Here is a 24957-nt window from a genome sequence, read left to right as displayed (position 1 = left end):
AATTTTAAACGCCACACGAAGCTCCTATGAACCTGACCATCGCCGCCATCCTCTCCGGTACTGACCCCATCGGCCCGCTGCCCGAAGCCTCCTTCCATCGCACGCTCGAAGACCAGATCTCCTGCCCCAAGTGCCACCTCGCCTACAACCTGGTCGTGGACTACGACCGAGCCACAGGCCGCTTCTTCGAGGACGAATCCCGCCCGCTCATCATGCTGCTGCGCAAGGCCATCTTCCTCGGCCACGGCGACGGCCACCGTGTCACCCACTTCGAGACCTCCGGCGTGGTCGTCAAGCGGTACTCAGTCCAACCCGCGCCGATCCCCGCAACGTAACTATCTCCAGAACGAGAGTGCTCCGTGAAAGCCATCCAGATCCTTACCACCGGCGGCCCTGAAGTCCTCACCCCGGTAGAGCTGCCCACCCCCCAACCCCGCCGCCGGACAGGCCCTCATCCGCATCGAAGCCTCCGGTGTCAACTTTATCGATACTTACTTCCGAGAGGGCCGCTATCCCGCACAACTCCCCTACACGCTGGGGCAGGAGGCCGCCGGAACCGTCCTCTCCGTTGGCCCTGGCGTCACCACCGTCAAGCCCGGTGATCGCGTGGCCTGGTGCGGCATCCCCGGCACCTATGCGGAGGAGGCTTTAGCGCCGGTCGACCGACTGGTGGCCATCCCCGACGGTATCTCCACCCAGCAGGCCGCCGCAGCCATTCTGCAGGGCATGACTGCCCACTACCTCGTCTACTCCACCTTCGTCCCGAAGTCCGGCGACACCATCCTCATCCACGCCGGAGCCGGTGGCACGGGGCTGCTGCTCATCCAGTTGGCCAAGCGCCTTGGCGTCCGCGTCATCACAACCGTCTCCACCGAAGCTAAGGCCACGCTGGCCCGCGCCGCCGGAGCCGATGAGGTCATCCTGTACACGCAGGAGGATGTCGTGGCCCGGGTCAAGGTGCTTACCAACGGAGCCGGGCTGCCGGTCGTCTACGATTCGGTCGGTAAGACCACCTTCGAGCAGTCGCTGCAATGCCTCCGCCCCAGGGGAACGCTGGTGCTCTTCGGCGGAGCCTCCGGCGCGGTGCCCCCCTTCGACCTGATCCGGCTGTCCACGATGGGGTCGCTGTACGTAACGCGGCCCACGCTTAAGGACTATGTTGCCACGAGGGAAGATCTCGAGCAGCGCGCCGGGGATATCTTCCGCTGGGTCGCCGATGGATCGCTCAAGCTGCGGATCGAGCACACCTATCCGTTGACTGAGGCCGCGCAGGCGCAGCGCGAGCTGGAGTCACGCAAGACCACTGGCAAACTGCTCTTACTGCCTTAAAATCTGTCCTACCGGACGGGGCACTTCGTGCGGTTCTCGATGCTGCAAGGCAATTGGCATCCTCGGCCCTCCCGTTGGTCGGGAAGAAAGATTCTTGTTGCCGACCAGCGGGAGGCCCCATGATGTTGAACTCACCGAGACAAGGTATACGCGTCACGAAGTGACCGCCCCGCGCGTAGCGGGCCCGTCCGGCAGGACTGTCTTGTTAAAAGTAAAAAAGCCACGCATTAAGCGTGGCTTTTTTACTTTTACTTGTCCTACCGAGGACCGCCGCCGCCGGGGGCTCCAGCGCCACCGCCCTGACCGGGACGCCGACCACCGCGCCGCCGCCGTCCGCCAGGACGCCGACCACCTGCACCCGCCGGACGAGCCGCCGCAGGCTGTCCCGGAGTTGCCGGAGCATCCGCACGGTTGAAGTTCGGCTCGTCATCCTCGCCGTCTCCCTCACCGTCGTCGCCATCCTCATCGTCGAAGTCTTCGTCATCCGCGAGGTTGTCCGCGTTGGGCGCAGGCTGAGCCGCCGGACGTCCACCCTCTACGGCAGCCGGATCGACCTCGGGCAGACCGAGCTTGGCGCGCTGCTCGCGCAGTACAGCCTTGCGCGAGAGCTTGATGCGGTTGCCCTCGATGGAGAGCACCTTGACGAGGATCATGTCACCTTCGCGCAGCTCGTCCTTGACCTCCTTGACGCGGTGCTCCGCGATCTCGGAGACGTGGAGCAGGCCGTCGGTGCCGGGGAAGATCTCGACGAACGCGCCGAACTCCGCCAGACGGACAACCTTGCCCAAGTAGATCTTGCCGATCTCAGGAACAGCAGTGATATCGGAGATCATCTGGATGGCGCGGGCGAGGCCGTCAGCATCGCTCGAGGCCACGTTGACGCGGCCCGTGTCGTCCACGTCGATCTTGACGCCGGTGGCGTCGATGATGCCGCGGATGATCTTGCCGCCAGGTCCGATCAGGTCGCGGATCTTGTCTGTCGGGATCTGCATGGTGTGGATGCGCGGCGCGAAAGCCGACTTCTCGGAGCGAGCCCCGGAGATGGTCGCGTCCATCGTGTCGAGCAACTGGAGACGGCCGCGGCGGGCCTGCTCGAGCGCCTCACGCATGATCTGGGGGGTGATGCCCATGATCTTGATGTCCATCTGCAGCGCGGTGATACCGTTGCGCGTACCGGCGACCTTGAAGTCCATGTCGCCGTAGTGGTCTTCGGCTCCGGCGATGTCGGTCAGGACGGCGTAGTTGTCGCCTTCCTTCACCAGACCCATCGCGACGCCAGCGACCGCGCCCTTGAGCGGGATACCGGCGTGCATCAGCGAGAGCGAGGCTCCGCAGACGGTCGCCATCGAGGACGATCCGTTCGACTCGGTGATATCGGAGACGACGCGGAGCGTGTACGGGGACTCGTCCTCACCAGGAAGGACAGCTTCGATAGCGCGCCATGCCAGTGCGCCGTGGCCGATCTCGCGGCGGCCGACGCCGGTCATGCGGCCAACCTCGCCGACCGAGAAGGGCGGGAAGTTGTAGTGGAGCATGAAGCGGCGCTTGATCTCGCCCTCGTAGCTCTCCATCCGCTGCGCGTCGTCGGTGGTGCCCAGCGTGGCGGAGACGAGAGCCTGGGTCTCGCCTCGCGTGAACAGGGAAGAGCCATGCACACGGGGCAGGACGCCGACCTCGATGGAGACCGCGCGGATCTCGTCGAAGGCGCGGTGGTCGGGACGGATGCGGTCGTTGAGAACCTGGTCGCGGAAGATCTTCTCGCGCAGCAGCTCGTAGTACTTGCTGAGCTTCTTGCCTGCGCCAGCGTCGCCCTCAGGCAGCTCCTTCTTCAGCTCGTCCTTGATCTCCTTGACCAGAGCGTAGCTATCAAACTTGGGGTGCTTCTTGGTGTCGAGAGCATCCTTCAGGCGCTCGCCCACCTGGGCCGTGAGTGCGTTCAGGTAGGTCTCGTCGATCTCGACGGGGGAGACGGTGCGCTTGGTCTTTCCGGCCAGAGCAACCAACTGCTCGATGGCTGCGCAGATCTTCTTGATCTCCTCGTGCGCGAACTCGATGGCTCCGACCACGTTCTCTTCGGAGACTTCCTTCGAGCCGGACTCGACCATCACGATGCCGTCCTTGGTGCCGACGACCATAATGTTGAGCTGGCTCTTCTCACGCTCGGCGTAGGTGGGGTTCACCAGGAACTGGCCGTCGATCAGGCCGATGCGGACCGCGCCCACGGGGCCGTGGAAGGGGATGTCGGAGAGGGCAAGCGCGCAGCTCGCGCCGTTGATGCCGAGGACGTCGGGATCGTTTTCGCGGTCGGCCGAGTAGACGAAGGCCACAACCTGGGTCTCGTTACGGAAGGCCTCGGGGAAGAGAGGACGGATAGGCCGGTCGATCTGGCGGCTGGTCAGGATCTCCTTCTCGGAGGGACGGCCTTCGCGCTTGATGAAGCCGCCGGGGATGCGTCCGCCCGCGTAGGTGAACTCACGGTACTCGACGGTGAGGGGGAAGAAGTCGATGCCTTCCTTGGGGTCGGGCGATGCGACAGCGGTGCAGAGGACCGCGTTGTCGCCGCTGGTGGTGAATGCCGCGCCGGATGCCTGCTTGGCGATGCGGCCGGTCTCGAACTTGATCTGCTTGCCGCCGGCAAGCTCTACGATTACGTCGTGTTTCATATTGGTGCGCCCTCTTCTCTCAGGTGCAAGCGATAAGTATTACTGTATTAGGAACTTAGGCGCGTCCGCCGAAGCTGCGGCATCAAGACGCGGGAAAGCGCAGCTCAGTCGGCGCGCAGAGTGCGACCGGCGAACTGCGCCGTGATGCGGAAACCAGATCGAATACTGAATTGGAAAGCTGGGTGCAATCGGAAGGCTCTTCCGGGAGGAGTCGAGGGGAGGACGCGTACTTTCCCAGCAGCATCGTCAGCGGCTCCTGCGGCACGGTCGTGTGAGCCGATGCGCGAAGCCTGCTGAGGCGGCGGGTAGGGAAGTACGCGATTCCATGGAGACGGATTCCCAGAACTGCTTCGTTTACTTGCGGATACCGAGCTTGCCGATGACTTCACGGTAGCGGTCTGCGTCGCACTTCTTCAGGTAGTCGAGCAGGCGGCGGCGCTTGCTGACCAGCATCAGCAGGCCGCGGCGCGAGCCGTGATCCTTCTTGTGCGTCTTGAAGTGCTCGGTGAGCTCGGTGATACGTTCGGTCAAAATCGCGATCTGGACCTCGGGGCTACCCGTATCCGAGTCATGCGTGCGGAACTTCTCAATGATGTCAGTCTTTTTTGCGGATGCCAGCACAGTCTGTTTCTACTCCTGATCTTCTCTGATCTTCTATTCCCACTCTAAAGTGTCCATGTAAGAATAGCATCGTTTCCCCGGATGCCGCGAACATAGGGCAAAGAAACCGGGAAAACGATGCTACTCGCCGCCTGTTTTGGGACAGGTCGGGTGGATCTCAGGCCATTTTGGCCTCTTAAGCGACGTTATTCTTCAAAAACTCCAGCGTGCGCTCGCCCGCCAGCTTCGCCGCTGCCGGTACAAAGCTCTTACGACCGGGGTTGCTGAAGGCGTGTCCCGCACCCTCGTAGAGGAAGATCTCGACCTCGGGATGCGCGTTGCGCACGGCGTTGATCTGGTCCGAGCCGATGTGGTCGTCGGCTTCGCCGAAGTGCAACATTACCGGGCAGGAAGGCTCTTCGGTGGCCACGTTGCCGATGCCGCCGGCGTAGTAGCCGACGCAGCAGCTCGGCTGCATCTCCACGTTCTCGCCGCGGGTGGCGCTCAGCCAGCTCATCAGGCCGCCGTAGCAGTAGCCCACGATGGCGATGCCCTTACCCGCCTTCTCCAGCTCCTTATAGGCCGCCGCGACGTCCAGGATCGCCGTATCGACCGAGAGCTTGCCGTAGAACTCGAAGGCCCGCTTCAGGTCGTCGCCCTCGTAGCCCAGCTCAACGCCGCGCTCGATGCGGTCCATCGTCGCCGGGGCCAGTACCAGGTAGCCCTCCTTGGCGAAGTCGTCGGCCAGGCCGCGGATGTCCTTGTTGAGTCCGAAGATCTCCTGGATCAGTACGACCGCGCCGATCGGCTCGCCTGCGGGGGAGGCCTGGTAGGCGGAGAGGGTGTGGCCGTCGCTTGCTGTCAGCTGCTTGAATTCGCCCATGTTTGCGTCTGCTTTCTCTGTTGGTTTGGGGTCGCGGTCCAGCCAGGCTCTCCCGCGACGATCATAAGGGAATCAGATGCACCGCGACGTTACACGGTGCTTGAAATCTGCGTTGCAAGGCGGAGCTACTTTCTGGCTCCGTCGCTGCTGTGCGCGATGGCCTGCATGTCGGCGGTCCACATCAGGAACCGCAGGAACTGGCGGCTCTCTCCGAACATCAGGGAGAGGAAGTCGCGCAGCCGAAGCGTCGCCGCGGGCTTGCCGGTGTAGGTCTCCATGCGCCAGCGCAGGTACTCGCTGCGCCAGGGGCGCATACGGTTTCCCCGCGTGGCATTCCAGAGAAACCGTAGCGACCGGATGAGTTTGAGGAGCATGACTCCCAGTATAAAGTCGGCTGCCGCTTACTGCGAGACGGGCGGCGGAACGGCCTCGAGGTTGCCCGCACGCACCGAATCGGGGTAGCGCAGCTTCAGCTTTGGCGTCGCCGAGATCTTCAGACGCGACAGTTGCGGCTTGCCGTTCGCGCCCGCGTCGGCCACGAAGGTCACGACGTAGGTCTCCGAGATGTCGTGCTGGAACTGCTTCAGGAATGGGTCGAGCGAGACCGGATTGCCCGTGCCCTGGTAGTACGAGTAGCCGCCGGTGGCCTGCGCGACCTGCGAGAGATAGCTCTGGCCGCTGAAGTTCGCCCGCCCGCCGCGCATCCCCAAACCCGCGTCGCCGTAGTAGATGGAGGAGACGGCCACTCCGGCGCGCTGGGCGTCGTCGATCGCCGTCTTCACGTAGGGGCTGTCCTGGTTCATGATGCTGGTACTACCGTTATAAGGGTCCACGCCGTTGGTGAGCATCAGCACGAAGCGCGCGCGCTTCTGAGTTGGGGCAGCGGATTCCATGGCCGTGCCCCAGCCCTTCACGAAGTCCGAGAGGCAGAAGTAGGGGCTCGACGAGATACCGGCCCGGCCCAGAGGCAGCCGGATGCTGCCCGCGACGGCTGCGTGATCGGTGGTGAAGCCCTGCTTGGCGAGCACCCGGCCGTTCTGCATGTAGCCCACGAAGACCTGGGTGGTCGCGGGCAGGGCCATGATGAACTCGCGCACGCGGTCGAGGTCGCTGCCGATCGAGAAGCGCAGGCCGTCGTCGATCAGGATGGCGATCTGGGTCTCGGACGGGTCTACCTGAGTAAAGCTCGACACCGGAATGACCCGGCCGTTCAGCTCCAGCTTCAGGTTCGCGGCCGTGGTTACGACCGGAGCCTTGGTATCGACGGTGACCAGTACCTGGGTCGTCGTGGGGCCTTCCTGCGCCTTGAGGGTAGTTCCGAAGTTAGAGGCAAAGGCCACGGCCATCAGGGCGGCGGCAGTGAGGGTCTTCCGGTTTGTCATCATCTTGTTCACCTGTGAAATTAGACGTCGCAACTCGCCGGAAGGACTTCATCCTACTGCCGCCTGACAAAGAAGTGACAATTCTACTCGCCACCGATCCTTATCTTCAGGCCGCTGCGGAAGGTAAACGGCAACCCAGGATACCCTATGGGGCCGATGTGCTGGTTGTTGAGCAGGTTGTCCATCTGGGTGTAGATCGAGACGTGCTTCGTGGCCGCGTAGGTGAATCCGAGGTCCAGCTTGAAGTAGCCGAAGTTCAGATCGCGGTTGGGCAGCAGCAGCGTGTTGCCGGAGACGGTCGTGTCCTCGCCGCCCAGGAAGGTCGAATCGTCCGACCGGCTGGCCAGAGCGCCCCGCAGTGATGTGGTGAACTTCGAGCCGGTGTAATCGACGGCGAAGAAGCCGCTATGCGGAGGCCGACGGAAGGGCCGTGCTCCGACCAGCGGCGAAGACGCGCCGATGGCGATGCCGGGTAGGTTCGGGTTCTCGGTCGGAATGCCCTCTTGCGCGTCGGCGGCATCGCCCGAGAACGAGCGGCTGACGACTGCGTCCAGATAGGTGTAGCCGCCGTGTACGAAGAGGTGCGACTTGGGCTGGTACTGCAACTCCAGCTCCACGCCCTGCGCCCGGAAAGCCAGCGAGTTCAGCTCGGCTCCATAGAAGAAGTCGGGGTCGTTGCTCGGAGTGATCCCGAAGTACTTCTGGATCTCCGGCCCGTTCACGTACTCGAGCTGGTGCGAGAACTGGTTGTGGAAGTAGCCGACCTTGGCGATCAGCTTCTGTCCGAAGATGTTCTGGTCCACGCCGACGTCAAGCGTGCGCGATCGCTCCGGACCCAGCGGGCCGATGTGGTAAGCCGCAATGTCGGCCGCGTCGCCCGAGGTCACAAGCAGCTTGTAGAGGCTCGAGAACTCGGTCGCCAGCGACGGCTCCTGCACGCCGGTGGCGATGTTCGCCCGAATCTTCGTTCCCTTGAACTTGCCCGGCCCGGCGCTGACAGGGATGTAGGCCAGCCCGATGCGCGGTGTTCCTGCTACTCCGAAGAGGTGGTTCTTCTGTACCGATCCGCCGACCGAGTAGAAGAGCCGGTTCTTGATGTCGCCCTGCACCTGCAGGTTGTACTCGAAGTTTGTGCGCTGGATCTGCTCGAACTCGAAGTACGCGGGGATGTTGAAGCTGCCGCGCTCATTCTCATAGCGGAAACCGAAGAGCGCCGTGATCCGGTGCGGGAAGGTGTAGTCCGACTGGTAGTACAGCTCGTCGCGGTTCGAGTCCTGGTCACGGTTGCTGGTGAAGATCTGCGCCTGCCCCGTTGCCGTGTAGCCGTTCGCACCGCGGATTGTGACCACGTTGCCGGTAGACTCGGTGTCCGGCCCGTAAGGTCCGACGAAGCTGGTCAGGATGCCTTGCTGGCCGTAGTAGTCGGCCTGTTCCCGCTTGCGCGCGATACCGTAGCGGACGAGGTTGTGCCAGTTGCCGTGGAAGCGGTTCTCGAGCGTGAACCCGGAGTATAGGTCCTGGTCGGCTTGCTTGCCGTTCTGCGAGAGGCCCTGGAAGTCATACGCGCCGGGCAGGCCGGTGGCGGAGTCCGCGTTGCGCAGCGTGAAGCGGGCCTGGGTGTTGGTGAAGAGGTTGTAGCCCACGTTGATGGCCGAGGTGCCGGAGTGGTAGCGGTCGAGCGGCACTGCGTTCGAGGTGTCGAAGCGCGAGAAGGCTCCGAAGTAGTCCAGCGCCTTGTGCGCGCCGCTCAGTACGGCCTCGTTGCGATAGGTGTGCAGGTTACCCGCGTCTCCCGAGTAGGTAAAGACCGGCCGCAGCGAGCTGCCGCGCGCCGTCGAGAGGCTCACCACCGAGGCCAGCGAGTCGGTGCCGTAGAGTGCGCTGTTGGGCCCGCGATACATCTCGATGGCGGGCGTGGTGGTGCCGCCGGTGGTCAGGCCGGTCGAGCTGACGGTGCCGAAGTCGAAGACGCCGCCGACGTCCTCAGCGGGGATGCCGTCGATCAGGATCTTGTTGGCGTCAGAGTTGGCTCCGCGCACGAAGAGGGAAGTGACGCCGCCGTACTGGCCGGTCTGGACCACGGCCACGCCGGGCGACTGCCGCAGGTCATCGATGATGCCCACGCGGGTGAGCAGGTCGTCCTGTGGGATCAGCGTCACGGCGGAGCTTGCCTGCTGCAATGGCGTCGGGATGCCGGTGGCGGTCACGGTGACCTGCTGGGTCAGCGAGGCCGGGTCGAGTACGATCCGGCGCGTCACCACGGCGGTGCGGCCGCCGTAGAAGTCCGGCGCGATGTTGGGCGCGAAGGTGTCCGAGGTGGTCAGGAGGACGAACCGGCCGGGGACGGCGGTGCGGATTTCGTAGCTGCCGTCGATTCCGGAGGCGGTGACGGCGACGCTCTGCTTGCCTTGGATGAGCGAGATGCGCGCGCCTGCGACGGGACGGCCCTGGGGATCGGTAACGGTGCCGCGGACCACGACGGCATGGGCTGCGATGGTCAGACTGGTGGAGGCAAACAGGCAAGCAAGACTTCGGGCCGCGGTGCGGCCAAGAGGTGAGGACATGATATGGCTCCTACGCTCCCCCCCGGGAACGTGGTTGCTGTGACGCATACGGAACCGGTCTCCTGACTTGCGCGATCTTCGATGCGTGGCCGTCGTTGGGATCGGCTCTCTTCCCAGCGTCAAAGCGCCAGTGGGAGGATCCAGGCCGCATCTCACCCGTGTCTTGACGGGCGTGCGCTTCACAGTTGCGGGGCAGTGGCGGAGTCTCACCGCGCTTCCCGAACATTCCATTGCGGGACAAAAAAGGAATAAGGACGAAGATCGAAGGGCAGATCATCGCAGGACTCGGTGAGTCTTTAGTTCTAAGCGAATGGGAGGGGTAAGTCAAAGAATCCTTGATAATGAAGCAGGGAAGCCATGATCCACAATGGTCCGGCGAACTGAACCCGCTCTCGATGTGTCATCCTGACCAAAGCGACTCATGCGACTGACCCTCTGGCTCTCCCTCTTCGCGCTTTCGATCCTCTCCGCCACACGCGGTGCGGTGACGACCCTGCTGCCGTCGCCGCTACCCACGGCGTTGCAGCAGGCGCTGCACTTTCTAGTCCTCACCTTCCTCTTCTCGCTGCCCGCCATCACGCAGCTCAAGGCCGCCATCACCCGGCCGATGGTTCTCTCGATGGCGCTGCTCTTCCCGCTGCCGATCATCATGAGTGTTCTCGCTGAGGGCCACGTCAGCTCCCACCTGCAGGTGGTGGTCTTCGCGCTGCTGCCCGTGGTCATCGTGCTGGCCGTCGCCCATAGGACTGCCTCGTTCGGCCCTGAGACCGAAGGCCGCCGTCTGCTCGTCCCGGCCATCGCCGGAGCCGCCGGAACTTTGGTGCTGCTTCCGCTCGGCCTGCCATCCTCCGGCCTCTCGAGGGCGCTCCTCGGGCTGCTTGTCGTCTCCGCCGTGGCCTCGGCGCTGGCTGGCATTCGTCTCCATAGCCTGCTGGCTCCGGTCAAGATCGTTCCTGCCGCCGCTGTCGTCAGTGGCACGTCGACTCTGCTTCTGGCGGCCTTCACTTTGGCTGGCGTTGCCCGGTACCCCATCGGGCTCCGGCTCAGCGCGCTGGTTCCCGACGCGCTCCTCACTCTCGGTCTCGACGCGCCCATCCTGCTGCTGACGCTCTGGCTGCTGCGCGAGATGCACCCTATCCCCTTCGCCGCGCGCTACCTATTGATCCCGCTCTTCTCCATCCTCGCGGCCATCCTCTTGCTGCACCCTCTCACCACGCCCATCATGCTCGGCGGACTCGCTCTGATGGCCGGTGCGGCGCTCTGGCTGCTGCTGGCGAAGCCCCCCGAAGCTGCCTAGCCAATCCCATTTGCACCGCCATACCCGTTACACTCACACGTATGGCAGCCTCCATGTACATCGTGGTCGAAGGCGAGGACCCCGGCTTCGATATCTTCGTGAACGGTCGCTCCATCGCCCGGCATGAGGACGCGCTCGAACGTCTGGCGCTCTCGCTCGGCGTGCGTCCGCTGATCGAGTTTTTCTCCGCCGATGAGAATTCGATGTCGCTGCTGATCGAAGAGGGAGCAGGGAACTCCGAGCTGCTCAAGCGGCTGCCCCCGCCGCAGTGGTACACGGGCGCGGCTGGACTTGAGACGGTGAACGCGCTGCTCGACGCGCTGAGTGAAGAGCCACATCAGCTCGGGACTGAAGGGCCGCAGGTGCTTGAGGAACTGGAAGAGTATGCGCGGGTGCTCATCAAGACCGAGGCGCGCAACCTGCGCTGGCACCTGGCGGTGAGCTGGAGATAAAACGCCCTAACGCCAAGCGGCACTTCGTGCGGTACTCGGCTTCGCGTGGTCCTCCCGCTGGTCGGAAATAGGAATCTTTGCTGCCGACCAGCGGGAGAACCCATGCCGATAACTTACCCATACCGCCCCGAGAACGGTACGAAGTACCTATGCGGAAAGGTCGCCTTCGCCCAGTCGCCGATGGAAGAAGTTGAAGACCAGTCCCATCATCGCGTGCGCGTGCTCGGGATCGTAGCGAACGCCTTCATCCCGCAGGAACGCATGAGCCCCGTTGACCTCATGCCAGTTGATCTTCGTATTCAACTCCGTTAACCGCGTCAGCAGCTTCAAACGGCCCTCGGCGGGCACGTGCGGGTCTTGCCGTCCCCACACCATCATCAGCTCGCCCTTGATCTCGCCCGCCCGCGCTTGCGAGTCGTCGTGCTTGCCCTCGCCCAGAGTGCCGGAGTGGATATCCGTGGCGTAGAAGCAGACTGTTCCCGCGACATCCGGATTGAACGCCGCGCGGAACGCTAGGTGTCCGCCCATGCAGATACCCATCGCGCCCAGCTTGCCGGTGCAGTCCGGCCTCGTCTTCAGGTAGTCCAGAATCACGCGCGCATCGGCGTCATACCCGGCGACGGGCTTGGCCGTCTTCAGGAAGTTGCCGCGATCTGAACCCGCTTGGTCGTACTTTAGAACCGTACCCGCCGGTTCGAACTCGTGGTAAACCTCGGGCATCGCGACGACGTACCCGTGACCCGCCAGCATGGCCGCCGTGCGACGGATCGGGCCGGTCACCTGAAAGATCTCCGAGAAGAAGAGAATGCCGGGATATTTACCCGGCGCGGCTGGCCGGACGATGTGCGTCCGCATGGTGCCAGAAGGGGTTTCCAGATCAATGTGCTCGTTGTCGATGATGATCATGTCGAAGATTCTACTCCCGGATACGGCGCAGATTGATGTGCCTGGAAAACTCCGCCGGATGTAACGCCGCTGCAATACATGCGAGGCCATCGAGTAGGTTGAATGCCGGTGTATTCAAGAACTCATCGGGGATGCAGAATACCCTTCCGCTGCGCACCGCACGCATCTGCCGCCAGCCGCGCTGCTCGATCACTCGCTCCAGCGGCACGCGATCACCGGCTCCGCACCAGGCAAAGAGCAGCACATCCGGGTCTGCCGCCGCGATGGTATCCGCAGTAGTATGGCCTCCGGGCGTGCCGACAAACTGCCCGCCTGCCGCGTCGATCAGCTCCGCCACCCAAGCCTGCGAGTGGATCAGCGGCTTGCCCCACTCTTCGCAGTAGACCGTCTGCCGTGCCGGCGCAGCCGTACGCGTCCGCGTCTCAGCCACAGCCGACTTCATCTCCCCGATCATCGCCTCGGCCCGGTCCACAGCCTCTACCTGCCGCGCGATCAGGCGCATATCGCGATAGACGTCCGCGAGCTGATGCGGTGCGAGCGCAAGCACCGGAATGCCGGTCTTGAGGATCGCCGCCAGCGACTCCATGCGGTAGGGAACCGATGCGATCACCAGATCGGGTTTAGCTTCGAGCAGGCGATCCAGGTTCCCCGGCTTGTCGAACGACCAGCTATCGTCCAGCACGGGCGGGGCCAGAGCGGCCAGCTCCGGCACCGCTTCCACGCAGTACTTCGTCACTGCGCACAGCGTGTCCAGCCGCCCCAGCCGGGCCACGGTGATCGCTACCGAAGGCTGCAAACTGGCGATTCGCATGGCTTAGAGATCGTCGTCGGGAGTTCCAGAAGGCGAGCCGTTCGGATGCGCCTTCTGCTGCAGCATCATGCGGTGATGCTCCCGGCGTCTGTGGATGTAGCCTGTGATATCCGGCGCAAACTCCAGCAGTTGCGCGCCCACCGCACCCTCCGCCGTCACGGTCAGGCCGTTCGAGAAGACCAGCCCGATCCCGCGCTGCTCCGACGGGTAGTAGATGTTCGAGATGCCGCCCGCGATCAGGTTGCCCGCGACGTTCGATATGTTGAACTGCCGCTGGCCGTTGTCGCCCCGGCAGATGATGGTCGAGAGCGCGGAGTAGAGGATACGGCTCTTGATCGAGCCGGTGGCCTTGCGGTAGTAGCGCGGGTCCTGGTGCAAGATCACCGGCAGAATGGCGTTGCCCCAGAGCGCGCCGTCCACGTTATCGGCATAGGCGGTGCCGAAGCGGTAGAAGTAGCCGCTCGCCCCCCAGCCGTAGCCCTGGTTCGGAGGGCTCAGCTCGCCGAAGCCCGCGACCACGAAGGCGATGGCGAAGGTGTAGGGATCGGTCGTGGTATGGAAGACCACCTCGAACTTCTGCCTGGGGCTGAGCGGCGGCGGCAGGCCCCCGATCACAGTGTTGAAGTTGGGGATGATGCCGAAGTTGCGCTGGTGAACCTGCCGGTCTACCTGGGCTTCTCCCTCGAGGCGTTCACGATCCTTGCGCTGTTCGTCGGTCTCCTGAGTCGTTTGCGAAGAGCTCTGGAGGGTATCGAGCAGGGAAGAGGGCGCGTCCGGCAGGCTGCTCGAGGACGCGATTGCTGCCGGAAGGTATGAGGTTCGCAGAGCCCCCAAAGGGGCTGTCGGAGGGGCGGATGCAAGCTGAAAGGGGGCCTGTCCGAAGGCGCTGGCGGAGCTCAACGCGGCGAGGAAGAACGCTGTCGGCAGCGCAGAGGTAGGGAAAAGAGTCACTGTTCTATTGTAGTCATTGTGAATTTGCGAAGCGGATAAAACAAGAGGGAGTGAGTCAATTTGAACCTCCAGCCTTAACGCCTCCCTTTCATGCGAGGACACGCGCGGTCACCTGGTATTGGGCGAAGCGATACCAATGTGCCCCACGATAGCTACAGAGAGGTCACGCACAGGAGAATCATCCTCATTGGAGAGCACTACGATCAGCATGTGTTGATCTGGGTAGCGAGCCTCAAATGCTGCATACCCGGGATCGCCGCCTTCATGGTAGATCCGCCGCACGGGCAGCGCGTCGATAAACCATCCAAAGCCGTAGTTTCCGGGAGGATGGATGGAGAACATCTGGCCCAGGCTTTGCGCTGTAAGGAACCCGGGAGTATCCAGTGCGCGATTCCATAACACGAGATCCTCTACCGTCGTATAGATGCCACCAGCCCCCACTTCCAGAGAGCGATCAAAGTAGTCGCGCAAACGCAATCGACCGTTTTCTCGCGTGTACCCCTGAGCCATTTGAGGAACAATGGCGAGTGTTTCCGCGAAGCCTGAGTTCGACATCCCCAGTGGCTTGAAGATGTGATCCGCTAGATAGGTGCCATAGTCCTGCCCTGACAGACGCTCGATGAGGTAGGCCAATAGATAGTATTCGGTGTTGGTATAGGCCCACTTCGTTCCGGGCGCTGCGACGAGAGGCCGGTCGCGGAAGGTCTGAATGAGTTCCTCGATCGTATAGGGAACCGCTAAGCCCTTGGTGAAATCCTTGACCTCATTGTTCGGAAGTCCCGACGTGTGGTTGAGTAACTCGCCGACGGTTATCCCTTTCCATGAGGCAGGCGCTTGCGGGTAAAACTTGCTAATCGGGTCCTGTATGGAAAGCCGTCCAGCTTCCGCGAGTTGCAGAATGGATACGGCCGTGAACTGCTTTGTGACGGAGGCAATCTCGAAGCGGGTATCCAGAGTGTTTGGGATCTTCCAGCTCTCGTCGGCAAGACCGTAGCTCTTCTTTAGAAGGACCCTGCCATTTTGCTCGACCAAGACGTTTCCCCTGAAATGCTGGCTCGAAGGAAGCCCGGAGATGTAAGCGTCTGTCCAATGTTCCAGGTCGCTGACTTGGCTGTGAAGCGTGCCTGAAAAGAGCAAAGAAAATCCAAGTAGCCACGATTTCATGCGACCAGTTTAGAGGATCAGGTCCATAAGCGTGGAAGAAGAATGAGCTCTATAACACCAAACGCAACGATGACAGGGAAAGACGACGAGTAAGAGTGGAGCCTACAGGCTCCGGCTCCGCTCTTATTCGTCGTCCCCCCTTGTTATCTCTAGCTGAACAAAAACTCCTTCGTCCGCAGATCGCGCACCGTATCCCGCAGCTTGGCCGCCTTCTCGAACTCGAATTTCTTCGCCGCCTCACGCATGTCGCTCTCCAGCTTGCCGATGTAGGTGTCCAGCTCGGCCTGAGTTGAGAACTCCGGCATCCCCTCGGCCTCGTCGGTCAGGTCGGCGTACTCGGCCTTCAGGATGCCCGCCAGACCCATGTCGATGGGGCGCAGAATCGTCGCCGGGGTGATGCCATTTTCGTCGTTGTAGGTCTGCTGCTTCTCGCGGCGGCGGTCGGTCTCGGAGATCGCCCGCTGCATCGAGTCGGTCATCTTGTCGGCGTAGAGAATCGCCCGTCCTTCAAGGTGTCGCGCCGCTCGCCCGATGGTCTGGATCAGCGAACCTTGCGACCTCAGGAAGCCCTCCTTATCTGCGTCGAGGATCGCTACCAGCGAGACCTCCGGCAGGTCCAGACCCTCGCGCAGCAGGTTGATGCCGATCAGCACGTCGTACTCGCCCTTGCGCAGGTCGCGCAGCAGCCGTATGCGCTCCAGCGTCTCGATCTCCGAGTGCATGTACCGGCAGCGCACGCCGACCTCGGTATAGTAGTTGGCTAGGTCCTCGCTCATGCGCTTGGTCAGCGTCGTTACCAGCACGCGCTGGTCCAGCTTCACCCGCTCGCGTATCTCGGCCAGCAGGTCATCGATCTGCCCCTTCACGGGCCGTATCTCGATCTGCGGATCGACGAGCCCGGTAGGACGGATGATCTGCTCGACGACCACTCCGGCTGACTTGGTCAGCTCGTAAGGCCCCGGCGTGGCTGAGACGTAGATGATCTGCCCCGACCGGCTCTCGAACTCGTCGAACTTCAGCGGCCGGTTGTCCATCGCCGAGGGCAGGCGGAAGCCGTAGTCCACGAGGTTCTGCTTGCGGCTGCGGTCGCCGTGCCACATGGCATGGAGCTGCGGCACCGTCACGTGCGACTCGTCGATGAAGATGAGGTAGTCGCGCGGGAAGTAGTCCAGCAGCGTCGGCGGCGGCTCGCCCGGCAGTCGGCCAGAGAAGTGACGCGAGTAGTTCTCGATGCCGTGGCAGTAGCCCACCGACTTAATCATCTCCAGGTCGAATCGCGTGCGCTGGTGAATCCGCTGCGACTCCACCAGACGGCCCTGCGACTCCAGCTCTTTCTCCCACCACTCCATCTCGGCCAGGATCGAGTCCGACGCAGCCTTCTTGCGCTCCGGCTGCACGACATAGTGGCTCTTTGGATAGATGGGCAGCCGCGCGTACTTCTGCTGCACGGTGCCGAAGAGCGGGTCGATCTGCGAGAGGGAATCGATCTCATCGCCGAACAGCTCGATCCGGTAGGCCATCTCGTCATATGTCGGAAAGACCTCGATGATGTCGCCACGCACCCGGAAGGTGCCGCGCCGGAAGTCCACGTCGTTGCGGTCGTAGAGGATCTCGACCAGACGCCGCGTGATGTCTTCGCGGCGGATCTTCTGGCCCTTCTCCAGCATCATCAACATGCCATAGTAGGCTTCGGGCGAGCCGAGACCGTAGATGCATGAGACCGAGCTGACGATGATCGCGTCGCGCCGCTCGAAGAGCGACCGCGTGGCCGAGAGCCGCAGCTTGTCCAGCTCCTCGTTGATCGTCGCTTCCTTCTCGATGAAGAGGTCGCCCGCGGGAATGTACGCCTCGGGCTGGTAGTAATCGTAGTAGCTGACGAAGTACTCGACCGCGTTGTTGGGGAAGAAGGTCTTGAACTCGTGGTAGAGCTGGGCCGCCAGCGTCTTGTTGTGCGCCAGGATCAGCGCCGGACGCTGCAACTCATTGATGACGCTCGCCATCGTGAACGTCTTGCCGGAGCCGGTGACGCCCAGCAGCACCTGGTCCTTCTCGCCCGCGTTCAAACCGGCGCACAGCTCGCCGATTGCCCTTGGTTGATCTCCCTGTGGCTTGTACGGTGTAGTGAGCTGAAAATCCATCTCTATAGAATACTGGACGCAGGCAAAAATCTCGCCTTGGGAGCATCTCGAAAATGGCCGTAGAACTCTACCTCATCCGCCACGGCGAAACCGAATGGAGCCTCTCCGGAGCCCATACCAGCCGCACCGACATCCCCCTGACCGACCATGGCCGCCGCCGCGCCGTGGAACTGCGCGAGTTCCTGACCGGCACCACCTTTGCCCGCGTCCTGACCAGCCCGATGCAGCGCGCCCGCGAGACCTGCGAGATCGCCGGACTGGGCCAGCAAGCTACCATCGAAGAGGGCCTGCGCGAGTGGGACTACGGCATCTACGAGGGCAAGACCACCAAGGAGATCCGCGTCGACCACCCCGATTGGAGCGTCTGGAAGGACCCGATCATCGACGGCGAGACGGTAGACCACGTAGGCGAGCGCGCCGACGGCATCATAGCCCGTGCCATTGACGGACTACCCGACGGCAGCAAAGCCGCGCTCTTCGCTCACGCCCACATTCTGCGCATCCTGGCCGCCCGCTGGATCGGCCTGCCCGCAGCGAGCGGAAGCCTCTTCGGCCTGGGCACGGGAAGCGTCAGCATTCTGGGCTACGAGCGCGAAACCCGCATCATCCGCCGCTGGAACCGAGAGTTTGAGTAAGTTTTAAAAGCGCCCTAACGCCGGGCGGGCGGCACTTTGTGCGGTCTTGGGGCGGATGGGGGAGTTATCGGCAGAGGGCCTTCCGTTGGTCGGCGTGAGCATCTTTGATTCCGACCAGCGGGAGGACCCATGCCGTTGATCCTTTCCATGCAGCCCCGAGAACGGCACGAAGTGCTAGGCGCAGTGAGTAGTTCCCCAGAAGGGCTCCCGAGCCGCCACAAACCCTACTGGAACCTCCTTCACGAAACCCCGCATCCACTCCGCACACCAGATCATTCCACCCTGCTCCGAGAGCACATGCCCCACCACGATCAGCGCCTTTTTGTTCCCGGCCTGAATCGCGTCCTGGCAGTACTCCACCGCCTCCCACTCCCTCGTCTCGCCGCAGACCAGCACGTCCACGTCCGGGCTGGCGAAGAACTTGATCCCGTTCTCCCGGCTCAGATACCCCCAGCTCGTCTGCACCCGTCGCACCGGCAGGGCCGGATCGCCCAGCACCCGGATCGTATTCGCTTTCAGGTGAACCTGCATCTGACGCACGAAGGTTGCCAGTGGAACTCCATCAAATACAAAGCGTTTCGGATTTTCAGCCTCGACGACGTTTTTCTGCCACCCAAGTTGCTCCATCATCCCCTGCGCGATCCCGTCCGGCTTGTGCGCGTGCCAATGGTCGTGGAAGTGGAAGATGGCGACGTCGTGCTTCTGGCAGTAGTCCTGTTTGTACTTGAGGGTGGCATCGTCCTTGATGTCGTCGATATGGTCCTGGTGCAGGTAGAACGGCGTCTCGTGGGTCACGATCATGTTCTTGCCCTCGGCAACGCACCGCTCCACCACGTCCAGCGTCGCCATCATGGTCGTGGCGATGCCGCGCACCGGCGTCTCCGGCGATCCGGTGAGCAGGTTGTCCACCGTCGTTGGCCGCCAGGGCACGCCTACCTGCTTCTTGATCCGGTCGATTACCTCACCGGCGGTTAACGGAGCCGCAGGAGCTTGTCCCAATGCAAGGCCAGAGACGAGCGCACCGCTCGCAGCCACAAATGTACGTCGCGAAAACTCGCTCATGTGTAGGATTCCTTCGTGTATGAAAAAGGCTGAAAAAGCTTCCGCGCGCCAGCCTACACGAGAATAGTTTGCGATGGCAAAAATAACCCGCAAAGCCAATATCCCAGCTCTATCCGTAGGAGATAGACTGGTTCGGCCCTGGCAGGCTCGCTCCTGACGGTCTTCCGGCAAATTTACGTTGAGGTCGTATCGAATGCGCAGATTTACGCAGTGGTTTGCCGCCGTTCTTCTACTTCTGATCGCTGCGGGACCGTCCGCGCTCGCCCAGCCCGACTCCGCCCGTATGACGCCGTTTCCGGGCTTCCGCATCGCCGATAACCTGTACTACGTGGGCAGCAAGGATCTCGCCTCCTACCTCATCACCACGTCGCAGGGCGACATCCTCATCAACAGCAGCTACGTCGCCTCCGTCCCGCTTATCCAGAAGAGCATCGAGGGGCTTGGCTTCAAGATGAGCGATATCAAGATTCTGCTCATCAGCCACGCGCACGACGACCACGATGCGGGCAGCGCCGAGATCAAGCGCCTGACCGGGGCGAAGTACATGGTGATGGACGCGGACGTTCCCGTCGTCGAGAGCGGAGGCGCCAGCGACTTCTTCTACAACTCGCCCAAGAACCGCTATCCGCCAACGAAGGTAGACCGGGTGCTGCACGATGGCGACGAAGTCCGGCTGGGCGGCGCGGTGCTGGTAGCCCACAAGACTCCGGGCCATACCAAGGGCTGCACCACCTGGACCATGAAAGTTATGGACAAAGGGAAGAGCTACAACGCTGTCATCGTCGGTAGCTGGAACGTGAACCCTGGCTTTCGTCTGGTCGACAACAAAGCCTACCCCGAGCAGGCTCAGGACTACGAGAAGACCTTCCGCATCCTGAAGTCGCTGCCGTGCGATATCTTCCTCGGCGCGCACGGAGGCTACTTCGACATGCTGGACAAGTACTCCCGCATGAAGTCCAGCCCGTCGAATGTCTTCGTCGATCCCGTCGGCTACAAGGCCATGGTGGAGAAGAAGGATCTGGAGTTCCGCAAGGAGTGGAAGCGCCAGCAGGAGGGCGGCAAGTAGCGGCTCCTCAGTTCAACCCCAGAGCTGCTGGCCAATCCGACGCCCGATCTACTACCGCATCCGGATGAGACGACGGCAGGGTCTGCGGAGCCAGCCCGAACGTACAGCCCAGCGACCGCGCTCCGCAGTTCTTCGCCGTCAGGATGTCGAAGGAGGAGTCGCCGATCATCACCGTGTCGGCTGGTGTCAGCGTCTTGCCCGCAATCGCGCTCGCCTCCGCGATCAGTTGCAGCAGCCCCTCCGGATTCGGCTTCTTGGTCTGGAACGAGTTGCCGCCGTAGTTCTGGAAGAAGTAGCGATCCAGCCCGAAGTGCTCGCAGATCGCCCGCGAAGGATCGACCGGCTTGTTCGTCAGCACGGCCATCAGCACCTGTGGATGACGCTCCCGTATGGCGGCCAGGGCCTCCATCGCGCCAGGATAGACGTACGTGTAGTCCAGCTTGTGCACCTTGTAATAGCCGATGAACCAATCCAGTGCTTCTTCGATGAAGGCATCATCGTGCGGGTCAGGCTCGTTGGCGATCAGGTGCACATGGGCCAGGGCGCGTCGCACCAGCGTGGTCGCCCCGTCGCCGATGTAACCGGAGATGACCTCCTCGGAGAGTTGGGCGCGGCCGTAGTGGTTTAGCGTGGCGTTGACGGAGTTGCAGAGGTCGATTCGAGAATCGATCAGGGTTCCATCCAGATCGAAGACAAGCAGTTTAGGCAGCATCCTTCAAGCCTAGTACGTCGTACCGTTCTCGGGAAGGTATGGGGGAGATTATCTATATAGGGCCTCCCGCTGGTCGGCAGCGAGTGTATTTGATTCCGACCAGCGGGAGGACCAGCGTGATGATTCTGCCCAACAGCCCAAGAACGGTACGAAGTACTTAGTTCACCTCGATGTCTCCCGAGCCCGTCCGAACCTCTAGCGATGGCCCGCCGCCATTCACCTGCCCCGAGAGATGATGCCGCTCCGCCGACATCTGCGGCGCGCCCGGTTGGGACACATGGATCGACCCCGATCCCGTAGCCGCATCGAAGTTAAACCGCGCGTCTGCTCCAAGGTGCAGCCGGATGGACCCGGAGCCCGTCTGTAGCTTGGCGTCTCCGGCCAGCTTGCCGTTGGCCTCGATATCGCCCGATCCCGTCCGCGCCATCAGGCCGCCCGCAAGCCCGTTGATCCGAATGGACCCGGAGCCGGTCTCCGCCTTTACATCGCCGGAGCCAATCTCCTGAAGATCCACATCGCCCGATCCGGTGCGCAGGGCAGCCGGCCCCTGTATGCCGTGCGCCCGCACCGATCCCGACCCCGTCGCAGCGGCTAGAAAACGCCCGACGTTGTCGATCTCCACGTCACCCGAGCCGCTGCGGGCGTTGATCGCCACGGTCTTCGGCACGCTGATGTCGTAGTCGATTGTGATGTTGTTGTAGAGCCTCCGGTCGTCGGTCTCGCCCAGACGAACGGTGTTGCCGGATTGCTGCACCGGCGGAGCCGCGATGATCTTTTGGATGCGCTCCTCCACATTATCCCCGGCATTCCAGCCGCTGTAGACGTGAGCGCTGACATGGATCTGGTCTCCCTGCCCGGGAAAGACGCGGATATGCCCCGAGCCGGTGGAGATATACAGATCGGCGGGGCCGGAGAGCGGCAGGGTGCGTTCGAAGTTGCCACCGGCGGCATGAGCGGCGGTGGTGAGGATGAAAAGGGCGGCGGCAGTGAGAATTCGCAGGTTCATAGTAGCTCCTTGATATGGGAGTACGCGGGCCCGTCTTATTTTGTTCCCGGCTTCTCGCCGATAATTCTCAAAGAGCTTCAGGCGTACTTGCGCAGAATCCCCAGCACCTTGCCCTGGATGCTGACGTTCGCCGCCGGAGCGTAGATGGGAGCCATCTCGGCGTTTGAAGGCTGCAGCCGGATCATCGCTCCTTCGCGATAGAACCGCTTCAGCGTGGCTTCGCTGCCATCGACCAGGGCGACGATGATCTCGCCCTCGCGGGCTGTCCGGGTCCTCTCGACCAGAACATAGTCGCCCGAGACGATGTGCTCGTCGCGCATGGAGTCGCCTCGCACCTCCAGGGCAAAGACCTCGCGGTTGCCGATGATGTCGCCGAGCGAGATCGACTCCGCCGCCTCGATCGCCTCTACCGGCTTGCCCGCCGCGATCCGTCCCAGCAGCGGCAGGCGGTCCTGCCCGCGCTTGCTCGCCCGCGGCGGCAGCACGTCGATGGAGCGGCTGCGGTTATGCGCGCGCTGCAGCAATCCCTTGTTCTGCAGGTTTGTCACGTGCTTATGTACCGTGGCCAGCGAGTTCAGCCCGAGGCCGGAGGCGATCTCCTCGTAAGAAGGGGAGTATCCGTTCTTCTGTGTGAAGCCGGAGAGGAAGTCGATCACTTCTTTTTGACGCCGCGTGATAGCCATGCCGTCATTGTAGCGAATAAAAAGCGAACGGCGATAGCAAATTTGATTCGTGTCCGATTTTGGTACACGAGGAGCCGCTTGGAACCAAAGGATGGCTCGTTTTCATTTTGGTCCGCGGCTTCCTGATTTGGAAAGTGTTCGGGATTCGTGCTCCGATCCTCTTGCCCGGAGCGGGGCCAACAATGCACTGTGGTTTCAGTCAGAGCACAAGGTTACGAAAGTTGCTTTTTGTGAAAGTTACATTACCTGTTTCATCCCCGCACACTACTAAACTCGGGCGGGGGGAGAAAACAATGCGAATGCTAATTGTGGAAGATGATGCTGCCTTGGGTCCTTTACTCCAGCGGGGAATGAGACTCGAAGGATATGAAACCGAATTGGTTACCGATGGTGAAACTGCGGTAACCTCGGCTCTTGAACATCAACCCGACCTGATTGTGCTCGATCTCAACCTCCCCTGCAAGGATGGAGTCCAGGTCCTCGAAGAACTGTACGGCCGCGTCCCCTCTACCTCTATCCTTGTCCTGACCGGCCGCAGCACTGTGCAGGAGCGTGTCCGCTGCCTGAACATCGGCGCCGACGACTGCATGTTGAAGCCCTTTAGCCTGAAGGAGCTGACGGCCCGCTGCAACGCCCTGACCCGGCGGCGCAATCAGTTCGCCGATCCCGTCCTGCGCCACGGCGATATCGAGCTGAACCGGCTCGACCGCAAGGTGATGCGCAACGGATGCCGCGTCGACCTTACGGTCAAGGAGTTCAGCCTGCTGGAGTACCTGATGCAGGCCAGGGGCCGCTGCTGCTCGCGGAGTGAGTTGCTCCGCGAGGTCTGGCAGATGTCTCCGGACGCTGGGACCAACGTCGTCGATGTCTATATCAACTATCTGCGCAAGAAGCTCGGAGCGGGACGTTTAGGAGAGCTGAGTGACGACCGGCAGTTCATCGAGACGGTCCGCGGCGCAGGTTACATGCTTAGCCCCGAAGTACGCCGGCGCCCCTCTGTGCCGGTCTTGATGCCCATCTTTAACGACACCATTCTGCCATCCAACACCCCCAGAGTAATTGGAGCGTAACCGTGTGTGATCTTCTGCTATCGAACCGAAGTGCAATGCCGGACAGCCTTGTCAGCGAGATTGCGACGGGCCTTCACGATCTCTGTCAGCCGCTGTCAACCCTGCAATGCCATCTCGAGATCGGCATGATGGATGCCACTGCAACCGCCATGAGCGCGGCTATTGCCGAGGCTCTGCATGTGTGCGTGCAGCTGAACGACCAGGTGCGTGGAATGCAGATTCGCGTGCTGCAGTCGCGCACGGCTCGGGAAAGTGAGGGGCTATGACCTCTTCCATGCCGTTGCGCGATATGGATGCGGGGATCGTCGCCGCGCGTTCGGTGGTGCTGGCAAGTGCGGATGCAGACCTGCGCCAGCGCCTGAGAAAGAGCCTGAGTGGGCTGCGCTGGACGGTGCGTGAGGCGAGCGGCGGCGCGGAGGCGATGATGCAGATTGAGAGTCTTCGCGCCGAGGCTCTGCTGATAGATAGCTGGCTGCCCGACCTTGAGGCCTCAGAGCTGGAGTCGCAGCTGCGGCTGCTCTATCCCGCGATGGATATCCTGCGCGTGGATGGCCGCATTGAGCCTGGTGGCGCGAAAAGTCCACGGCGCAACGAGCTGCTGCATGCTCTGCGTGAGGCTGCGGATGGTGGGCCCGTGTTGGTCTCGGCACCTGCTCCTCCGCCTATGGTCACGGTTTCCGAGACTATTTCGGTTCCTATTGCGCCCATCTTCTTTGACGGGGCTACTGCGTCTGCTCCGTCCATTCCAGAGATGGTTGGAGAGAGCGCCTCCATGCGCGAGCTGGCGCGGATGATCCGGCTGGTGGCTCCGCGTTTGGCCACTGTGCTTATCGAAGGCGAGACAGGCACGGGCAAGGAGATCGTCGCGCGCTCCGTGCATCGTCTTAGCAACCGTGCGTCGAAGCCCTTTGCTGTGCTCAACTGCGCGGCGATTCCAGAGGCGCTGCTTGAGGCCGAGCTCTTTGGGCATACGCGCGGGGCTTTTACCGGTGCGGTCCAATCGCGCACCGGACGCATTGAGGCGGCGAATGGAGGCACGCTCTTTCTTGATGAGATCGGCGAGATGCCGCTCGCGTTGCAGGCCAAGATGTTGCGGTTTCTCGAGTGCGGCGAGTTGCAGCGAGTAGGGGACAACGAGACTGTTCGGGTCGATGTACGCGTGGTCGCGGCGACTCATCAGCCGCTGGAACAGAGAGCCGCGGAGAGGAGCTTTCGGCTCGATCTCTATCATCGCCTGGCGGTCTTTCCCGTTGCTGTTCCTCCGCTGCGGGAGCGCATGGATGACCTTCGGCTATTGGTGGAGTTCTTCCTTGAACAGATGGGCCGAGAGATGCCGCGCAAGCGCATCGCCCCTGCGGCGTTTGCACGGCTGGAGCAGCATGACTGGCCCGGGAACGTGCGTGAGCTGATGCACGTTCTTGAGCGCGGCTCCATCCTTGCGGGTGATCAGCCCGTGATTTCTGCGGAAGATATCCGCATCCACCGCAGATCCATCGTCTAGGTTCTCTATAAGTTCTCTTTGGCCACTCGGTCCAGGCCACCGGGTGGCCGTTTTTTTTCTAACGTGAATTTCTTGGTCTGCT

24 protein-coding genes, 1 pseudogene and 1 riboswitch are annotated in these 24957 nt (G+C 62.3%); of the genes and pseudogenes, 10 read left to right on the top strand and 15 right to left on the bottom strand.

What is annotated here, in order from left to right; translation table 11 throughout:
• Positions 1-26: 26 nt before the first annotated feature.
• From FTO74_RS11695 to FTO74_RS11690, 3 genes and pseudogenes are all read left to right on the top strand, one after another.
• A complete protein-coding gene (locus FTO74_RS11695; protein WP_162538312.1) occupies positions 27-335 on the top strand; it encodes a hypothetical protein in 309 nt (102 codons plus the stop codon).
• Between the two features lie 118 nt (positions 336-453).
• A pseudogene (locus FTO74_RS19775) lies at positions 454-561 on the top strand (quinone oxidoreductase); the annotation flags it as partial.
• A 45-nt stretch (positions 562-606) separates the two neighbouring features.
• Entirely contained in the window at positions 607-1329 is a 723-nt protein-coding gene (locus tag FTO74_RS11690; protein ID WP_255462219.1) for a quinone oxidoreductase, read from the top strand.
• 257 nt (positions 1330-1586) lie between these two features.
• Here the strand turns inward: FTO74_RS11690 and pnp are convergent, their stop codons facing one another.
• The 6 genes from pnp to FTO74_RS11660 form a co-directional block, all read right to left on the bottom strand.
• Positions 1587-3992, bottom strand: a complete 2406-nt coding sequence (gene pnp, locus FTO74_RS11685; protein WP_162538311.1) for a polyribonucleotide nucleotidyltransferase — start codon at positions 3990-3992, stop codon at positions 1587-1589.
• Between the two features lie 354 nt (positions 3993-4346).
• Entirely contained in the window at positions 4347-4613 is a 267-nt protein-coding gene (gene rpsO / locus FTO74_RS11680) for a 30S ribosomal protein S15 (RefSeq protein ID WP_162538310.1), read from the bottom strand.
• Positions 4614-4788: 175 nt separating this feature from the next.
• Positions 4789-5475 carry a dienelactone hydrolase family protein gene (locus FTO74_RS11675; protein WP_162538309.1) on the bottom strand — a complete coding sequence of 229 codons (687 nt, stop codon included), beginning with the start codon at positions 5473-5475 and terminating at the stop codon, positions 4789-4791.
• 125 nt (positions 5476-5600) lie between these two features.
• A complete protein-coding gene (locus FTO74_RS11670) occupies positions 5601-5849 on the bottom strand; it encodes a hypothetical protein (RefSeq protein ID WP_162538308.1) in 249 nt (82 codons plus the stop codon).
• A gap of 27 nt (positions 5850-5876) precedes the next feature.
• On the bottom strand, positions 5877-6860 hold the full coding sequence (locus FTO74_RS11665) for a hypothetical protein (protein ID WP_162538307.1): 984 nt from the start codon (positions 6858-6860) through the stop codon (positions 5877-5879).
• An 80-nt stretch (positions 6861-6940) separates the two neighbouring features.
• Positions 6941-9421 (bottom strand): TonB-dependent receptor, encoded by a 2481-nt coding sequence (locus FTO74_RS11660; protein ID WP_162538306.1) that lies wholly within the window; start codon positions 9419-9421, stop codon positions 6941-6943.
• Positions 9422-9455: 34 nt separating this feature from the next.
• Positions 9456-9690: riboswitch (cobalamin riboswitch) on the bottom strand.
• A 152-nt stretch (positions 9691-9842) separates the two neighbouring features.
• Between FTO74_RS11660 and FTO74_RS11655 the strand changes: the two genes are divergently transcribed.
• Together FTO74_RS11655 and FTO74_RS11650 are read left to right on the top strand one after the other, a co-directional pair.
• On the top strand, positions 9843-10718 hold the full coding sequence (locus tag FTO74_RS11655; protein WP_162538305.1) for a hypothetical protein: 876 nt from the start codon (positions 9843-9845) through the stop codon (positions 10716-10718).
• A 41-nt stretch (positions 10719-10759) separates the two neighbouring features.
• Positions 10760-11170, top strand: a complete 411-nt coding sequence (locus FTO74_RS11650) for a hypothetical protein (protein ID WP_162538304.1) — start codon at positions 10760-10762, stop codon at positions 11168-11170.
• 147 nt (positions 11171-11317) lie between these two features.
• Here FTO74_RS11650 and FTO74_RS11645 read toward each other — a convergent pair whose 3' ends face one another.
• The 5 genes from FTO74_RS11645 to uvrB form a co-directional block, all read right to left on the bottom strand.
• Positions 11318-12076 carry a dienelactone hydrolase family protein gene (locus tag FTO74_RS11645; protein ID WP_162538303.1) on the bottom strand — a complete coding sequence of 253 codons (759 nt, stop codon included), beginning with the start codon at positions 12074-12076 and terminating at the stop codon, positions 11318-11320.
• 10 nt (positions 12077-12086) lie between these two features.
• A complete protein-coding gene (locus FTO74_RS11640) occupies positions 12087-12887 on the bottom strand; it encodes an ABC transporter substrate-binding protein (RefSeq protein ID WP_162538302.1) in 801 nt (266 codons plus the stop codon).
• A 3-nt stretch (positions 12888-12890) separates the two neighbouring features.
• On the bottom strand, positions 12891-13838 hold the full coding sequence (locus tag FTO74_RS11635; protein ID WP_162538301.1) for a hypothetical protein: 948 nt from the start codon (positions 13836-13838) through the stop codon (positions 12891-12893).
• Positions 13839-13946: 108 nt separating this feature from the next.
• Positions 13947-15002, bottom strand: coding sequence for a serine hydrolase domain-containing protein (locus tag FTO74_RS11630; RefSeq protein ID WP_162538300.1), 1056 nt, complete (start codon positions 15000-15002; stop codon positions 13947-13949).
• 149 nt (positions 15003-15151) lie between these two features.
• On the bottom strand, positions 15152-17140 hold the full coding sequence (gene uvrB / locus FTO74_RS11625) for an excinuclease ABC subunit UvrB (protein WP_162538299.1): 1989 nt from the start codon (positions 17138-17140) through the stop codon (positions 15152-15154).
• Positions 17141-17193: 53 nt separating this feature from the next.
• Here uvrB and FTO74_RS11620 point away from each other — a divergent pair, with 53 nt between their 5' ends.
• The gene (locus FTO74_RS11620) at positions 17194-17775 is read left to right on the top strand and encodes a histidine phosphatase family protein (protein ID WP_162538298.1); all 582 of its coding nucleotides are present in this window, start codon (positions 17194-17196) and stop codon (positions 17773-17775) included.
• Between the two features lie 174 nt (positions 17776-17949).
• Here the strand turns inward: FTO74_RS11620 and FTO74_RS11615 are convergent, their stop codons facing one another.
• Positions 17950-18837, bottom strand: coding sequence for a Nif3-like dinuclear metal center hexameric protein (locus FTO74_RS11615; RefSeq protein WP_162538297.1), 888 nt, complete (start codon positions 18835-18837; stop codon positions 17950-17952).
• Positions 18838-19030: 193 nt separating this feature from the next.
• Between FTO74_RS11615 and bla the strand changes: the two genes are divergently transcribed.
• A complete protein-coding gene (gene bla / locus FTO74_RS11610; protein ID WP_162538296.1) occupies positions 19031-19903 on the top strand; it encodes a subclass B3 metallo-beta-lactamase in 873 nt (290 codons plus the stop codon).
• A gap of 7 nt (positions 19904-19910) precedes the next feature.
• Here the strand turns inward: bla and FTO74_RS11605 are convergent, their stop codons facing one another.
• From FTO74_RS11605 to lexA, 3 genes are all read right to left on the bottom strand, one after another.
• On the bottom strand, positions 19911-20615 hold the full coding sequence (locus FTO74_RS11605; RefSeq protein WP_162538295.1) for an HAD hydrolase-like protein: 705 nt from the start codon (positions 20613-20615) through the stop codon (positions 19911-19913).
• A 157-nt stretch (positions 20616-20772) separates the two neighbouring features.
• Entirely contained in the window at positions 20773-21621 is an 849-nt protein-coding gene (locus FTO74_RS11600; protein ID WP_162538294.1) for a DUF4097 family beta strand repeat-containing protein, read from the bottom strand.
• Between the two features lie 77 nt (positions 21622-21698).
• Positions 21699-22304 carry a transcriptional repressor LexA gene (lexA, locus tag FTO74_RS11595; protein ID WP_162538293.1) on the bottom strand — a complete coding sequence of 202 codons (606 nt, stop codon included), beginning with the start codon at positions 22302-22304 and terminating at the stop codon, positions 21699-21701.
• 293 nt (positions 22305-22597) lie between these two features.
• Here lexA and FTO74_RS11590 point away from each other — a divergent pair, with 293 nt between their 5' ends.
• From FTO74_RS11590 to FTO74_RS11580, 3 genes are read left to right on the top strand one after another with little or no spacing between them, the layout of a single operon-like run.
• Positions 22598-23374: a response regulator transcription factor gene (locus FTO74_RS11590; RefSeq protein WP_162538292.1), complete on the top strand. Its 777-nt coding sequence runs from the start codon at positions 22598-22600 to the stop codon at positions 23372-23374.
• Between the two features lie 2 nt (positions 23375-23376).
• On the top strand, positions 23377-23640 hold the full coding sequence (locus tag FTO74_RS11585; RefSeq protein ID WP_162538291.1) for a hypothetical protein: 264 nt from the start codon (positions 23377-23379) through the stop codon (positions 23638-23640).
• Positions 23637-24875 (top strand): sigma-54 dependent transcriptional regulator, encoded by a 1239-nt coding sequence (locus FTO74_RS11580; protein ID WP_255462216.1) that lies wholly within the window; start codon positions 23637-23639, stop codon positions 24873-24875. Before FTO74_RS11585 ends, FTO74_RS11580 begins: the two co-directional genes overlap by 4 nt.
• Positions 24876-24957: the final 82 nt, after the last annotated feature.

Origin of the sequence: Granulicella sp. WH15 (genome assembly GCF_009914315.1) — a bacterium.
GTDB lineage: Bacteria > Acidobacteriota > Terriglobia > Terriglobales > Acidobacteriaceae > Edaphobacter.
Note: the sequence above shows the minus strand (reverse complement) of the source record. Positions and strands in the feature narration are given on the sequence as shown.